Annotated in this window: 14 protein-coding genes and 1 tRNA gene; 2 read left to right on the top strand and 13 right to left on the bottom strand. The window is 66.4% G+C overall.

The genetic code is table 11. From position 1 onward, the window contains the following. The first annotated feature begins 93 nt into the window (after positions 1 to 93). Positions 94 to 1164: a patatin-like phospholipase family protein gene (locus tag VFW69_RS14325; protein ID WP_526502179.1), complete on the top strand. Its 1071-nt coding sequence runs from the start codon at positions 94 to 96 to the stop codon at positions 1162 to 1164. A gap of 34 nt (positions 1165 to 1198) precedes the next feature. Here VFW69_RS14325 and VFW69_RS14320 read toward each other — a convergent pair whose 3' ends face one another. From VFW69_RS14320 to VFW69_RS14275, 10 genes are all read right to left on the bottom strand, one after another. After that, complete coding sequence (locus VFW69_RS14320) at positions 1199 to 2068, bottom strand: patatin-like phospholipase family protein (RefSeq protein WP_526502178.1); 870 nt, start codon at positions 2066 to 2068, stop codon at positions 1199 to 1201. Between the two features lie 24 nt (positions 2069 to 2092). Continuing rightward, on the bottom strand, positions 2093 to 2983 hold the full coding sequence (locus VFW69_RS14315; protein ID WP_526502177.1) for a class II glutamine amidotransferase: 891 nt from the start codon (positions 2981 to 2983) through the stop codon (positions 2093 to 2095). 25 nt (positions 2984 to 3008) lie between these two features. Beyond that, a complete protein-coding gene (locus VFW69_RS14310; RefSeq protein ID WP_526502176.1) occupies positions 3009 to 3482 on the bottom strand; it encodes an SRPBCC family protein in 474 nt (157 codons plus the stop codon). A 19-nt stretch (positions 3483 to 3501) separates the two neighbouring features. Then, positions 3502 to 5127: a long-chain fatty acid--CoA ligase gene (locus VFW69_RS14305; protein ID WP_526502175.1), complete on the bottom strand. Its 1626-nt coding sequence runs from the start codon at positions 5125 to 5127 to the stop codon at positions 3502 to 3504. A gap of 202 nt (positions 5128 to 5329) precedes the next feature. Further along, complete coding sequence (locus tag VFW69_RS14300) at positions 5330 to 6448, bottom strand: WD40 repeat domain-containing protein (RefSeq protein ID WP_526502174.1); 1119 nt, start codon at positions 6446 to 6448, stop codon at positions 5330 to 5332. A gap of 387 nt (positions 6449 to 6835) precedes the next feature. Then, entirely contained in the window at positions 6836 to 7618 is a 783-nt protein-coding gene (locus tag VFW69_RS14295) for a DUF427 domain-containing protein (protein ID WP_526502173.1), read from the bottom strand. Positions 7619 to 7625: 7 nt separating this feature from the next. Further along, positions 7626 to 7898 (bottom strand): DUF6295 family protein, encoded by a 273-nt coding sequence (locus tag VFW69_RS14290; protein ID WP_065054221.1) that lies wholly within the window; start codon positions 7896 to 7898, stop codon positions 7626 to 7628. 9 nt (positions 7899 to 7907) lie between these two features. Beyond that, entirely contained in the window at positions 7908 to 8663 is a 756-nt protein-coding gene (locus VFW69_RS14285; RefSeq protein WP_526502172.1) for a dienelactone hydrolase family protein, read from the bottom strand. 118 nt (positions 8664 to 8781) lie between these two features. Beyond that, positions 8782 to 9597: a hypothetical protein gene (locus VFW69_RS14280; protein ID WP_526502171.1), complete on the bottom strand. Its 816-nt coding sequence runs from the start codon at positions 9595 to 9597 to the stop codon at positions 8782 to 8784. A 140-nt stretch (positions 9598 to 9737) separates the two neighbouring features. After that, the gene (locus VFW69_RS14275) at positions 9738 to 10964 is read right to left on the bottom strand and encodes a methyltransferase (protein ID WP_526502170.1); all 1227 of its coding nucleotides are present in this window, start codon (positions 10962 to 10964) and stop codon (positions 9738 to 9740) included. 285 nt (positions 10965 to 11249) lie between these two features. Here VFW69_RS14275 and VFW69_RS14270 point away from each other — a divergent pair, with 285 nt between their 5' ends. After that, positions 11250 to 12431: a serine/threonine-protein kinase gene (locus VFW69_RS14270; RefSeq protein ID WP_526502169.1), complete on the top strand. Its 1182-nt coding sequence runs from the start codon at positions 11250 to 11252 to the stop codon at positions 12429 to 12431. A 284-nt stretch (positions 12432 to 12715) separates the two neighbouring features. On the opposite strand, the gene cax is transcribed toward VFW69_RS14270, so the two are convergent. From cax to VFW69_RS14255, 3 genes are all read right to left on the bottom strand, one after another. After that, complete coding sequence (cax, locus tag VFW69_RS14265) at positions 12716 to 13870, bottom strand: calcium/proton exchanger (RefSeq protein ID WP_526502168.1); 1155 nt, start codon at positions 13868 to 13870, stop codon at positions 12716 to 12718. Continuing rightward, the gene (locus tag VFW69_RS14260; RefSeq protein WP_526502167.1) at positions 13867 to 14082 is read right to left on the bottom strand and encodes a hypothetical protein; all 216 of its coding nucleotides are present in this window, start codon (positions 14080 to 14082) and stop codon (positions 13867 to 13869) included. Before VFW69_RS14260 ends, cax begins: the two co-directional genes overlap by 4 nt. A gap of 229 nt (positions 14083 to 14311) precedes the next feature. Beyond that, positions 14312 to 14385 (bottom strand) — tRNA-Leu (locus tag VFW69_RS14255). Between the last annotated feature and the right edge of the window lie 198 nt (positions 14386 to 14583).

The raw sequence follows: 14583 nt of genomic DNA, 5'->3' as shown, positions 1-14583 counted from the left end.
TCGGGATTCTTCGCAACCGCGCAATTGGGATCACGGCTGATAAAAAGTGCCCGCGCCGCCCGCTGACGAACCTCCGCCGCGCAAAATGGAGGGGTGCCTGACGAAATTCCGCGTCGATCAGAACCGACCCGGGTGGCACTCGCGCTCGGCAGCGGTGGCGCCCGCGGCTACGCCCACATCGGGGTGATCGAGGCCCTTGCGGCGCGCGGCTACGACATCGTCGGCCTCTCCGGCTCGTCGATGGGTGCGCTGGTCGGCGGGCTGCAGGCGGCCGGGCGGCTCGACGAGTTCGCCGAATGGGCGAAGTCGCTGACCCAGCGCACCATCCTGCGGCTGCTGGACCCGTCCATCAGCGCGGCCGGTGTGATGCGGGCCGGCAAGATCTTGGACGCGGTGCGCGACATCCTGGGCCCGGTCGCCATCGAAGAACTGCCCATCCCCTACACCGCGGTGGCGACCGACCTGCTGACGGGCAAGTCGGTGTGGTTTCAGCGCGGCCCCCTCGACGAGGCGATCCGGGCGTCCATCGCCATCCCCGGGGTGATCGCACCGCACGCGGTCGACGGGCGGCTGCTCGCCGACGGGGGCATCCTGGATCCGCTGCCGATGGCTCCGCTCGCCGCGGTCAATGCCGACCTGACCATCGCGGTGAGCCTGTCGGGCAGCGAGGCGATCACCAACCGCGAACCGGAGCCGGGGGCCACCGTCGAATGGTTGACCCGCATGGTGCGCAGCACCTCCGCACTGCTCGACACAACAGCCGCCCGTTCGCTGCTCGATCGGCCGACCGCGCGGGCGGTGCTGAGCAGATTGGGCGGGCCGGCCGGCGAATCGGACGGCTGGTCGGACACCCCGGACGACGAGCAGCCCGCGACCGGGGACGCCGCCGCCGAACTGCCCGGTGTGGGAACCGACGTGCCGAAACTGGGCAGCTTCGAAGTGATGAACCGGACCATCGACATCGCCCAGGCCGCGCTGGCGCGCCACACGCTGGCCGTCTACCCACCCGACCTGCACATTGAGGTCCCCCGGTCGACCTGCCGGGCCCTGGAATTCCACCGGGCGGTGGAGGTGATTGCCGCCGGCCGCGCGCTGGCGGACGAGGCGCTGGACGCCCTGGAAGCCGAGGACGACCCGGATTTCCCACCCGCGACCGAGCTCTGAGCGGCGCTCAAATCGTTTGTGGCGCCAAGCGCTGTCACACCCCCAGGAAGCGGGCGATGGCCGCGGCTTCGCGGCGGCCCTGCTCGCGTCCGGCCAGGGCAGACGGGATGCGACAGCCGGGGTCCAGCGGGTTGGGCCCGAAGGCGGCCAGCGACTCGGCGTCGGCGAAGACGGCGAAAGCCGCGCCCGGAAACGTGGAGACCTCGGCGGCCGGCCCGGCACCGAACGGCGACGGCGCATCGACGCCCGAGGGCACCAGCACCACCGCCGTCGCGCAGTCGGCGGCCACCACGAGGTTGACCGAACTGGCGACCCCGCCGTCCATGTAGTGGCGGCCCGCGATCGTCACCGGCGGCCACGCCCCCGGCACCGCGCAGCTGGCCGCGACGGCATCGACCAGGTCGACGCGCCAGGCGCGGTCGAACACGGTCAATTCGCCGGTTGCGACGTCGATCGCGGTGAGCCGCAGCGCCCGGTCCGGCCAGTGGTGCGACGGCAAGCGGCGCGCGATGACGTCGCGGCGCACCGGCGCGGGAACGGTCTCGGTGGCCAGCGCAACAGCACCGATGCGCTGCATCTGTTGCCGGGTTTTGTCCAGCGTCGTTTCATACGGCTCACCCAGGGCAGTCAGGAACAGCTCGGTGATGGTCTCGACGTCGACCCCGGAATCGATCTCGGCGGACGACTCGGCGACCTGCCGGTCGAACAGCTCGTCCAGGGTGTGGCCGCTGCTCAACTGGGCGGCGACGGCCGACCCCGCCGATGTCCCGACCAGCACGTCCGACTCGGCCAACAGCCGGGCCACCACCGGCGACTCGTCGGCGATGCCACGCAGAACACCTGTCTCCCAGGCGATTCCCGCTATCCCTCCACCGGCCAACACCAGGGCGCGTTTGTTCGTCACGCTCACCAACTCTGCCAAACGGCGTCAGGCCGACCGCCGGGTGCTCGGCAGCGCGTGCTGCGAGTCCTCCACCGGCACGCTGAGATCCTCGCGGCGCAGCAGGTGCTTGGGCGGGTCGGGCAGTATCAGATCGCGGGTGACCTGCAGCCTGGCGTCGACGTGAATCAGCTCCCCCGGCTCGAGCAGGCGCCACCGGGTGTCGCCGTCCATCCGTTCGGTAGCGAACACGACCGACGGCCGGGTGCACAGATGCTCCGAGCGGGCGTGGATTCGCAAGGTGTGCAAGTCGAATTCGGGCTCGCCCGAGGCTGCACCGTCGGATCGGTCCAGCACGTAGAGCTCGTGGGTTTGCGGGTAGCGCAGCGCCCACATGTCGGTGGCCGTGCTCAGCAGCACGTTGACCGCATAGATCGGAGCGTGCTCGGCGAGCCATCGCATGGCGTCAATGAGGCCGGCGGTGATGTCGCCGTCGCGCGCCCGGATCGAGGCGGTGATCAACGCGAAGACCCGCTCGGAGTCGGTGTCGCCCAACACCAAATCGTCGGTGCCGACCTCACGCAGCCTCTCGTCGATGACGTCCAATCCCTCGAGGACGCCGTTGTGCGCGAAGATCCGCCCGTCCTGCAAAAACGGGTGGGTGTTGCGGATGTCGAGCGACCCGGTGGTCGCGTAGCGGACATGGGCGATGACGGTCGTGCCGGTCATCCGGTGCGCCTCGGTCGCGAATTTGGCGTCCTGCCAGGCCGCTATCGGCTCCTTGTACAGGTGCGGCAGGGCGTGCTCGTCAAAGACACCCAGGCCGGTGCCGTCCGGATTCCTTCTGCTCTGTTTGGCCAGGCTGTCCGGCGCATCCAGCAGCCAGAACGTTGCGGTGCACGCGTGCGTCCCGGCGTGCAGGCCAAACAGTCGGCACATGGCTGTCCACGCTAGCGGTCGAGGGTCAGCCCGTCAGCAAGGCCGACAGATCGCGCAGCGCCCGGCGGGCGTAGCTCTTCCACATCCTGCCCAGGACCGGCAGCGCCCAGGCCGTCAGCGCCGAGCGCGGGCGGATGTCCCAGCGCCAGGTGATCTCGGTGCCGCCAGCGGCCGGGGCGAAGATCCATTCGCCGATGACGTGGTCGACCAGCAGCGCCATCGGGCCGGTGACCTCGGAGAGCCGGTAGCCGAACGACCGTGGCGGGTCGACACTGGTCAGTTCCTCGCGCATGCTGGCACCGCCGGCCAGGTGCACGACGCGCGTTTGGCCCGCCGCGTCCCAGGCGCCGGTCTGCCCGCGCACCTCCTTGATCGGCGGGAACGGGCCGTACCAGCGGTGAAAAAGTGTCGGGAGCGGGACCGGCAGCGTCCGGTGGAAAGCGTCCTGGACCGCGACCGGGGCGATCAGGGATTGGTCGACGACGAGCGAATGTGCCACTGGTGTAAAGCCTTTCAGCTCAGCGCGCCTCGACCACCTGGTATTCGTCTTCGGCGTATCGCGACCGAATGGTTTTCTTGTCGTACTTGCCGACACTGGTGCGCGGAATCTCGTCGATGAAGGTCCACCGTTCGGGCAGCCACCATCGAACAACCTTGTCGGCGAGGAAGGTTCGCAACTGGTCGGCGGTCACCGATGCGCCCTCTTTGGCCACGATCACCGCGAGCGGCCGTTCCTCCCAGCGCTCGTCGGGAACACCGACGACGGCGGCCTCCACCACATCCGGGTGGCCGATCAAGAGGTTCTCCAACTCGACCGAGGAGATCCATTCCCCACCGGATTTGATGACGTCCTTGGCGCGGTCGGTCAGGGTGACGAATCCTCGCTCGTCGATGCGGCCCACGTCGCCGGTGCGTAGCCAGCCGGAGTCGAACTTCGATTCGTCGCGGCCCAGGTAGTACGCGCCTGCGATCCACGGTCCGCGGACTTCGACCTCACCGACGGCGTTGCCGTCGTTGGGCAGCACCTGTCCCTCGTCGTCGACGATGCGCATCTCCACCCCGCAGACCGGCTGGCCCTGAGTCCCGCGGAAGGCCCAGTGCTGGTCCTCACTGGTACCCGGCGGGGGCCACGCCATGGTCGCCAGCGGCGAGGTCTCCGTCATACCCCAGAGCTGCCGGATCTGTACGTCGTGCTTTTCCTCGAAGGTGCGCATCAGCGAGATCGGGACGGCCGAGCCGCCGCAGACGACCAACCGCAGCGAGGACATGTCGTGGTCGGGGTCGTCCTCGAGGTGGTGCAGGACCCCGTTCCAGATGGTCGGCACCGCGCCGGTCACGGTGGGCTTCAAGTCCTCGACCATCCGGACCACCGACGGAGGATCGAGGTGGCTATCGGGCAACACCAAGTCGGCGCCGGCCATCAACGCCGCGTACGGCAGCCCCCAGGCGTTGGCGTGGAACATCGGCACGACGGGCAGCACGCTGTCGGTGGACCCGACGCCGATCCCGTTGGTGGTACACGCACCCATGGTGTGCAGAAAGCTCGAACGGTGGCTGTAGACAACGCCTTTCGGGTTGCCGGTGGTGCCGCTGGTGTAGCACATCGCGGCCGCGGAGTGCTCGTCGATGTGTGGCCAGTCGAACTCCGTGGACTCGCCGTCGAGGACGTCGGCGTAGCGCAGCACGGTCTTACCCGACCCCTGCAGCGACTCGGTGTCGTCGCCGACCACGATTACGGTGTGCACGGTCTTGAGGTCGGGCAGCACGGGTGCGAGCAATTTGACCAGTGCGGCGTCGACCAGCACCACCTGGTCTTCGGCCTCGTTGGCGACGAAGGCGATCTGCTCGGGGAACAGGCGAATGTTGAGGGTGTGCAGCACGGCACCCATCGACGGCAACGCAAGGTATGCGGTGAGGTGCTCAGCGTTGTTCCACATGAAGGTGCCCACGCGCTGATCACCCGTGACGCCGAGCCGGCGCAAGCCATTCGCCAATTGCGCGGCCTGCTGGCCCAGCTCGCGGTAGGTCGTGCGCCGGTAGCCATCCCCGGTAGCGGTGGTGACGGTCCGTGCCCCGTGCACCGTGCAGCCATGGCGCATTATCGCGGTGACGGTCAACGGAAAGTCCTGCATCGTGCCATCCACTGATCTACCGCCTTAGTCTCGGCGCGGCACCTCATGTGCCGTCGGCCGACTCTTACCCTAAGCCTGAAATCGGCGAGAGTATCAGCATCCCATCGGGTCGGCGCCCGATTATGTGGATCCCGTTCGGCCGGCGTCGCTTTCGGTGTCAGCACGTTTTAGTCGAGTGTGCATCGCTGCGCGCGCCAACCCGCTCCGGCGGGGGCTAGGCCAGGACCGGTTCCCACTCCGAGAGCTCCGGCAGCCAGCCGGCGACCGACAGGTCCCAGTCGTTCGCGCCACGGTGGTTCTGCGTTGGTGCCGTCGAGGCGATCCGCGCCGCGGTGACCACACCGGAGTAGTCGGCGACATAGAGATGGCCGCCGTCGGGGCTCTCCACCACGCACGACGGGTGCTTGGACACCGTGACCTCGCCGACGACATCCTGCTGGTGGGTGCTCAACACCGTGATGCGGTCGTCGCTGACCAGGTAGGCCCGCGCGCCGTCACGACTGAGCGTCATCCGCGTGAGCGGGCCGGTGACCTCCGGAACCTTGTGGGTGCCGACGATTTTGTTGACCCGGGTGTCGACCACGTCGAGCACCGCGCCCGCGACCGGATCGCAACTCGCCACGTACGCCGTGCCGCCGTCGTTGCTCAGCGCCACATCGCGGACGGGCAGACCGAGATCGACGACGCCGACGACGCGCGACCGGCCGCCGACCCGGCGATTGCCGGATCGCGTACGGGTCTCGATCATGGCGAGACTGCCACCGGTCGGGGCGTTCATGCCGACATACAGCCGGCGTCCGTCGACGCTGATCCGCACGCATGCGGTGGTGGTTCCCGGCGCGGTCGCCAGGTCGATGACCTCGAGCTCACCGGTGGTGGTGTCCAGCACCGTCACATCGGCGCCGCGAACCGCGTTCCGGCTGGCGTAAATATACTTTCCGTCCGGGCTCACCGCCAGGTCGCTCACACTGTTCGTGAGCTTGTGCGTGGCGATACGCCAGTTCGTGACGACGTCGATGACTTCGATGGCGTCATAGCCGGCGGTCGCGGTGCTGACATAGGCATAGTTGGAGTCGGCTCTGCTCATGGCGACCGCGAACGGTTCGGCCAGCCCGGTGACGGTGCTCGAGACACGACACGTGTTGGCGTCGATGACCGAAACCATGTCGCGGCCGCAATTGGCTACGACCAGCCGGCGCCCGTCGGGGCTGATGTCGATATCGCTGATCGGACCGTTGTGCAACGGGACTCGCACCACCGAGGTGGTGTCGAACTCGAAAACTCGGCCGTCTCGATCGTCGTGCGCGGCCGTAGGGCCGTTCACATCGTTCACGCTGGCACCGCCTTTGCTGTGTTTGTCGGCGCGGAGGAGAAGCCGCCGATACGTGTGCGGCGGATTGGCCTCCGGATTCACCGGCTTTCAGCACCGAAAGGCGCTGACGAGACTCGTTTTCGGTAGTCTACTGGCCAAAAATCGCCCCACCGCAGTTCGAAGCGCTCGACGTTAGCTACGTCACTCCGCGCACTCAGGTTCTGCTCAGACTTCAATCACGCTGTATCGCAGTCGCTTACCCGTAGCGAAAGTCAGGCAAACCCGCTTCCGGCGGATTTCGCTCGCGCCGCTAACAGCCCAAGTGAGGGCGCTATCGGCGCAGAAGTAAGGAATTCTCAGGTTTTTCGGCAGACGAGGGATAGATCACATCGCCCGGGCGCGCCGACGCTAGCTGAACTGCGTCTGCGGCCGCGCCAACCTCACCCCGTCGACGGCGATGTCGAGTTTCTCGTTGTAAAACGCGATGAGACCGGCAATCTGTCCGACCGACGGAAGCGGATAGTGGTAGGTCCACGCCAGGTCCTCGCGCAAGACTTGCTCATCTGGAGCACCCACTCGCACCGACCAATACCCTGACGTTACTCCTTTGTAGGGACACAGCGTCTGCGTCGCGCTGGGTTCCAGGTGCTCGAAGGCGACATCCGTCGGATCGATATAATACCTTGTCGGCAAACCTGTTTCGAACAGCAAAACGGGAGAATTGGTGTCTGCCAAGGTAATTCCGTCGAGTTCGACTCGGACGTGCCGGTGCGAACGCAGGGCGTCGACGCGCGAATACGGGTTGCGCGGGTGACCGTAGATCGGCTCGTCTTCTTCGAACCAGCGCAACGGATTCCACTCGAACCGCACGGTACCGGCCAGCGGGCCGTCGCCGTGGGCGTCGAATACCCGTGCGGCGGACTCGTGCGTCTGGCCGGCGCCGACCAGGGAGTACAGCCGCGACGGGCCGAATTGCACCTTCTGGGAATGGTTTTCGTCGTGCAGGAATTCGGAACGGACATCGTCGAGCGGGATGTAGTACTGCGGGTAATACGGCACTTCCCACACGTACCGGGCGGCGGTGGTGTCAAAGACCAGGGCATCGCCGAGATAACCACGGACTCGCCGCGGGGCGGGTTCGATCCTGCCCCGCGCGGCGGCCATCTGCGGGTAGTCGGTTTCGGCAGTCATCGCTGACCTACTGATCCTTGGAGGCCAGTCCGGCCGGTGCGTGCCCGATGGCCTTCCGGATGGCGTCGGCCAGCGCGAGCGCGCTCTCCTCGGTCAATTCCAGGGCTACCCGCGCCGACGGGCCGAGCTGCGGATTGATCACGTCGATGTTGACGGTGTGGCCGTAGGGCGCGTGGACAGGGTGATCGACATACACCGTCGCGCGGTTGGCGCCGAACCATCCCGTCGCGCCTTTGCCGCTGCCGTCGATCTCGACATGCTCGGTGAGGTAGGTGCACATGGCCGGCGCCTAGCCTTTCAGGTAGGTGGCGAAGAACTCGTCGATGCGCTGCCAGCCGTTTACCGCGGCCTCCGGCCGGTACGCCGGCCGGTCGACAGAGAAGAACGAGTGACCCGCGCCCTCGTAGGAGTGGAACTCGTGCGGCTTGTTCAGCTTGTTGAGCTCGGCGTCCAGCGTGGCCACCGCGGCGGGGTCCGGGAACCGGTCGTCGAGTCCGAACAGGCCCAGCAGCGGACAGCTGAGGTTTCCGGCCAAGTCAAGGATCGGCTTCATGGCTTTGGGCATGCCCTCCGGCGGATCCTCGACGATGAAGGCGCCGTAGCAGTCCACCGCCGCATTGAACGGCAGCGAGCAGGCCGCCAGGTACGCGTGCCGTCCGCCCGAGCAGTGCCCGATGACACCGAAGTTGCCGTTGGCACCGGCCAACGTGCGCAGGTGCTCCACCGCGCCCGCGACGTCGCCGACCAACCGTTCGTCCGGCACCCCGCCCGCGGCCCGCGCGGCGGCGGCCGCGTCATCGGGCGCGGCGCCCGGGGCTTCCCGCGAGTAGAGGTTCGGCGCCACGGCGTTGTAGCCGCTGACGGCGAGCCGGCGGACGAACTCCTTGGTTTCCCGGTCGTATCCGGGCATGTGGTGGATCCACACGACGCCGCCCCGCGAGCCCTGCGCGAGCGGCACGGCCTGGTATGCCTCGATCTCGTCGCGGCCGTGGCCGGTGATGGTGATCGTTTCTGCGCGGATGGCGTCTGCGCTGGGTGCGTTCATCACGACTCCCTTTCTCCGCTCCGGTGGGCACTCCCGATGTGCCCACCCGGATGCGGAGCGCTCCGGCAGGTCGGGGTCGCTCCGCCGAGAACCAACGTAGCCCAACCGCGGTGGGGGTTCAGCGCCGCTTGTCGCGCACCTTGTAGGTCGAGGGCCACGACTTTCGGGACTCGTCTCCGGTCAACGGAGTTCCCATCCCGCCGACCTTGACGGCGTAGGCCTCCTTGCCGGGCCCGGCCTCACGGTTGGCGTGTTCGGTGGCCAGGAAGTAGAGCTCATCGATGGTTGCTTCGTCGTAGGCGACAAACGAGGTTTCCCGCGCGAGGTCGTCGATTCCGACCAGCATCCGATCGGGCAGCAGTCGCGACGCGACCGCCGCGAGCCCCAGCAGCCCAAAAGGAATGATCCAGTAGCACAGAAACGACAGCGGGGTCTTGGTGTCGAGCATCAAGGCGGCGGTGGTCCCGGAGGGGCCGGAGGGGCCGGCGGGGCCTTCCACGATCGACGGGATCACTGACGACACCGTCATCCCGGCGAACGTCGCGACCCATAGCCAACTGAGGACCTTGACGATCCGGCCGAACAGCTTGGTTTTGATGACGTCGGGAGCTTGTTCCGCCGCGGCGAACTCGGCCACGAAGGGCTTGCCGACCAGCACCCCGATCAGCGTCACCAGGAAGATCCCGGCGTTGCTCAGCGGCAGGATCCACCGCTCGAGGAACGAATCACTGAGCCTGAAGGCTAAGACAGCGAGAACCAAAAGCACTGCGACGGAAGCAAAATCAAAGAACTGCCACTTCCTGCCCACCACGCCCCCCAGGCCCAGGCTGGCGGCGGCGATTGCCAGCGCGACCAGCACGGCCGCGGCGAACGGAACATTACCGACGAGTACCCAATACACGATCCACGGCGCGAGGCCGAACAGCATGCCCATGCTGGGTCAGTGTATGGATGGCGGTTTGCGGTGTCGTCGGCGGCAGGCCCAAAGTATTGGTCCGCGCCGCGAGACGGCCGCCGGCGACGGTGCGCATTTCTGTCAAAGATGTTGTGACGCAACCGATATCTGGTGCCGGGCTACCCAGGTGGCGTCGTGTTCAGCGCCATCGCCACGAAGTCGAGACGCCACAGCGAGCGGAACAGCGTCAGCCCGAATTGCTGCAGGCGTTCCCCGTCTTGCGCTCTGACACCGCCGCGCTGCGCCACGCGATCGATGATCTCTTTGATCGTGCGACGGCCGTCGATGTGCTGGACGAAGGGCAGCTGGGCCGGATTGAGCTTCAGCGTCGCGCCGGGCAGGTGAATCGTCTCGCCGGACAACAGGCAGGCCGTGCGCAGTAGCGGGACGTAGTCGAAGCAAGCCGCCGCCGAGAAGTCGATCGCATAATCCTCTTTCGGGCGTTCGGGGCGGCAGGCGAGGAAGAAATGGGTGGCGTTCGCCGGTTGCAGCCGCTCCATCACCGACCACAGTTTGGTGTCGGGCAGCTGGTTGACGACCGACTGGAACTGGCTCGCCGGCGCCACGAAGTCGTGCGGGTAATACGGCGCGTTACGTATCCAGCCCTGGAACGCCAGTCCGGCCGAGTCGACCAGATTCAGGCATTCGTCGACGGTGTAGCTGCGTTGGCGGGCATGCAAAAAGGTGTCCACGAGCGCACCCTCGGACATCAGGTCCCGCGCAGCCTGCAGGTAGGAGCGGACCGGATGGTCGGCCGGTAGCGCCGCGATCGCCTGGACGACCAGTTGCACCGACGCGGCGTCCTGCGACAGCCCGAGGTCGCGGAACGCCGATTCGAGCATGTCGACGCCGATCCGGCCGTACTTCGCGTAGAGCATGACGCCCAGTACCCCGTCTCGGCGCAGACACTGGCCGAGCGCCGTCAACCCGGAAAGCGGTTCGGCTATGTGGTGCAGGACGCCGCTGGCGACGATGAGGTCGAAGTCGCGCGAGAGCGCCGACACCTCTTCGATCGGAAGCAGATGCAGTTCCAGGTTGTCCAGGCCGTGCTTGTCTTTCAGCTGCCGATGGTGATTCAGCGCAGACTGGCTGACGTCGATCGCGACGACTTTGGCGCCGCGGTTCATGTAGGCCAGAACGGCCGCCTGGAAGGTGCCGCATCCCGCAACGAGGATGTCCAAGTTCGCTTTGTATTCCCGGTTGGGCCACAGCATCCGATGGGCCCAGTAGGGGTCGAACCAGTCCCAGTGGTTCGTCGTCCACGCCGCGAGATCGGTTACCGGGGGCGGATATTCCCACTGATCGTATTGACGGGAGACGCCGTCGCCCCGCGGATTTTCGCTCACTTCGGCGCTTACTCCTTCGCGGTGGCAGGTCGCGCAACGGTACGACGAACTTACTGCCCCTGCCACATTCGCCCGCATGGAAGCCGGCTCGGTTCGTTCCGATCTGCAAATCTCGGCAGACACGGTGGCCCAGACCGTCGACGACGTGCAAAAGACGCTCGGTCGAAGCACCAACGGACCGGCACCGTCGATGCCTGGGTGGGGCGCGTGAGCGTTTTGAGCCGTCGCTGTTCGGGTAATCGAGGGCACGATTGTGACCGCAGTGGCACGGAGTTAGCAGGGCGAATGGACACCCACGCGTTGCTCGCCGGCCGCTATGAGGTGCGCGGCAGGCTGGGTCATGGTGGCATGGCCGAGGTTTGTGACGGCTGGGACACCCGGCTGCGCCGACCGATCGCGATCAAGCTGCTGGATCCGGCCGTGAGCGCCCAGAGCGGCATGCGGAACCGATTTGACGCGGAGGCACGCGCGGCCGCGGCCCTCAACCATCCGAATATCGTCGCGATCTACGACAGTGGCGAGCATGACGGCAGGCCGTTCATCGTGATGGAGCGGTTGCCCGGCGAAACCCTGGCTGACGAGGTGGGCCACGGTCCACTGTCGCAGGAGCGGGTCCACGCCATGCTCGACAACGTCCTGGCCGCGCTGACCGCGGCACACCGCGCCGCCATTCTGCACCGCGACATCAAGCCTGGAAACATCCTGCTTACCGCGGGCGGCGAAATCATGAAAGTTGCAGACTTCGGAATCGCCAAGACTCCGGACGCCACCAACACGCTGACCGGCCACATTCTCGGCACCATCGCTTATCTGAGCCCCGAGCGACTCGCCGGTGCACCTGCTTGTGTAGCCGATGACCTTTATGCGGTCGGCGTGGTGGGCTATGAAGCACTTGCCGGGCATCGCCCGTTCCCACAGGAGAATGTGGCGGCGCTCGCCGGTGCCATCCTGCACGGCCGGCCACCGCAGCTCGCCGGGCTGCGACCCGACGTCGAACCCAGCCTGATCACGATGATCGAACGCGCGATGGCGCACGACCCGCGACAGCGGTTCGTTGGCGCAGAGGAGATGCGCGCCGCGCTGCACCACCGTCGTACCGCGGCCGCCGCAGCGCCGGTCGCCCCGCCGCCGCGCCCGGTCACCAAGTTGCTGGAAGTTCCGTTTCCCGGCTCGCCGACCAACACTTTCTTCCCGGCACTGGTCTCGTCGACGACGAGCCGCAGGAGAAAGGTGTTGGGCCTCCTGGCGGTCTTGGCAGTGCTGATCCTCATCCCATTGGCACTCGCGCTTGATGCGTCGTCCTCGCACGTACCCGGTGAACCGGCGACCACCAGCACGCCGGCGCCGGTCCCCCTCAATAGCGCCGAGTCGCCGCCACCCCCGCCCCCGCAACAGCCTTCGGCTCCAGCAGTGCAACGCCCTGGCAAAGGACACGGCAAGGGAAACGGCGGCGGCCGGGGAGATTAGCGTGGCCACCCCGAGCCCTGCCGTTGCGGCCGATCCATTCGCCCCGAAAATACATCTACCAGGCCAAACGAGGTGCCCCCAGTCGGACTCGAACCGATATGTGCGGATTTTAAGTCCGTGCTATTCGGCGTTTGTACCTGTTCCGGCCCAAGCTGTTCGGACGTTCTGGCGTCAGATACCGGACGCCATCACCCCCGGGTCAGATCAGGTTTGCTGACGAGGCTCAGTGCGAATTCGCCAGGAGGGATACGCGATGACGAAGGACTGTCGGACCAGTGGGACACTCATCCCCACCAGAACGACGTGGCGATCGCGACATATAGCGCGATGAGCACTGCCCCCTCGAACCAAGTCGACTCGCCGTCGAAGGTCACCAATACCGCGACCAGTGCCGACATGATCATCGACGCCAACAGCAGCGGCGAGAACGCCAAATCGAAACCGGGCTGGCCGAGCCATGCCGCCGCCAGGCAGACGATCGGGGCGATGGTGAGCGCGATCTGGACGGGCGACTGCAGGATCACCTGAACCGCGTAGTCCATCTGGTTCTTGGCGGCCAGCTGAATGCCGACGAAATTCTCCACCGCGTTGCCGGCGATGGCCACGATCACCAGACCGGCGAAAACCTCGTTGATACCCGCTGCATGCATCGCCGGCTCCAGGGCGGCGACGAACCACGCCGACACGAAGGCCGCGCCGATACCGGCGACGGCGAGCATGCCTATGGCCATCGACAGCGGCCACTCCCCGTGTGCTGTCGCCGCACTGGCGGCTTTGGCCGAATCAGGGCTGGCCACAATGGGAGATGACGCTCTGGAGGGTTCATGCGCAGCGGGTATCACCGGGTCAGGGGCCCGGTTTCCGAGCGTGGCCGGCAGCGAAAGTGCGAACAGCGCAAGCATGACGATGGAGACGACCACCGACACCGCCCGCTCGTGCGATTCCGCCGGGGTGTGTATCGCAGCGGTGAGCGAGGGAACGGCGAGAATGAACACCGCGAGGGTGAACATCAGCCCGAGGGTACGTCCGTCGGCCGCGGCGAAGCGCTGGCGGCCGTGCTTGATTCCGCCGACCACGAATGCCAGCCCGAGAACCAGCAGGACATTGGAGAGAATCGAGCCAACGATGGTGGCCTTCACCACGCCGTAAAGGCCCGCCTTGAGTGCAAACAGGATGACGAACAACTCGGGCAGGTTCCCCAGCGCCGTCTGCAATATCCCAGTCGCATTGGGCCCGAGCCGGTCTCCGAGCGCCTCCACCGAACGGCCGACCAAAGATGCCAGCGCGGCCAGCGCAAGCGCGGACACGATGAACGCCAGCACGGCATTCACATGGGCGAAGTGCAGGACTCCGGCAGCCACGGCCGCGATCACCGTGATCATGATCATGATGCGGTCGCGCCGGGTCAGCAGCGCGAGCCGTTTGGTGTGGACAGTCATCTCGTTACGTAAGTCCAGTGCAAGGTGTCTTCGAACGCATGAATCTGCGCCTGGCTCGGCTCGTCGTTCACCTTGTCCTCGCTGAAGATGACCGAGTAGTCGCGATTGGAATTCACGGGCGGATCCAGGCAGGTCAAATCGACCGACTCATCAGCTATGTACGGCCCCAGCACGTCAATGGTGTCGCCGTAGTAGAGCCTGTTCTTCGCCACGCGTCGAATCGTCGCACTTCCGCACGACAGAACCCGCACCGGGGCGCGCCGCCTGAACTAACGGGTTATAGGAAACCGTTGCCTAAACGCCGTCTGTGGGCTGACTGCACTCAGCACCGAGTTAGCTACCGCGCCGATCGCCCGGCCGCTACCCCGCCGCCCGCCGGGGTTACGCCGGGGGAAGTGCAACCCAACGACTGACCGAGACCCACGACCAGCACAAACTGTGTGCCCCCAGTCGGACTCGAACCGACACTGGGCGGATTTTAAGTCCGCTGCCTCTGCCAATTGGGCTATGGGGGCCCGGCGGCGAATCTAGCGCGCCGCCGCTGAATCCACGACATCGCGTCCCGCTCGAATTAGCCAAAAACCGCAAGATGCGCTCGGGGTGAGTGTGGGCTACGATCCGCGCCCGCGCGCCTTAACCATGGGTTTCCGTGAGATGACAGATGACACCGCTATGTCGTCCGACAGGACCGTGTTAAAACTGCCGACTCCATC

It is taken from the genome of Mycobacterium sp. (assembly GCF_036273375.1).
Taxonomy (GTDB): Bacteria; Actinomycetota; Actinomycetes; order Mycobacteriales; family Mycobacteriaceae; genus Mycobacterium.
The sequence above is the reverse complement of the archived record's forward strand: the minus strand, read 5'-3'. Positions and strand labels throughout refer to the sequence as shown.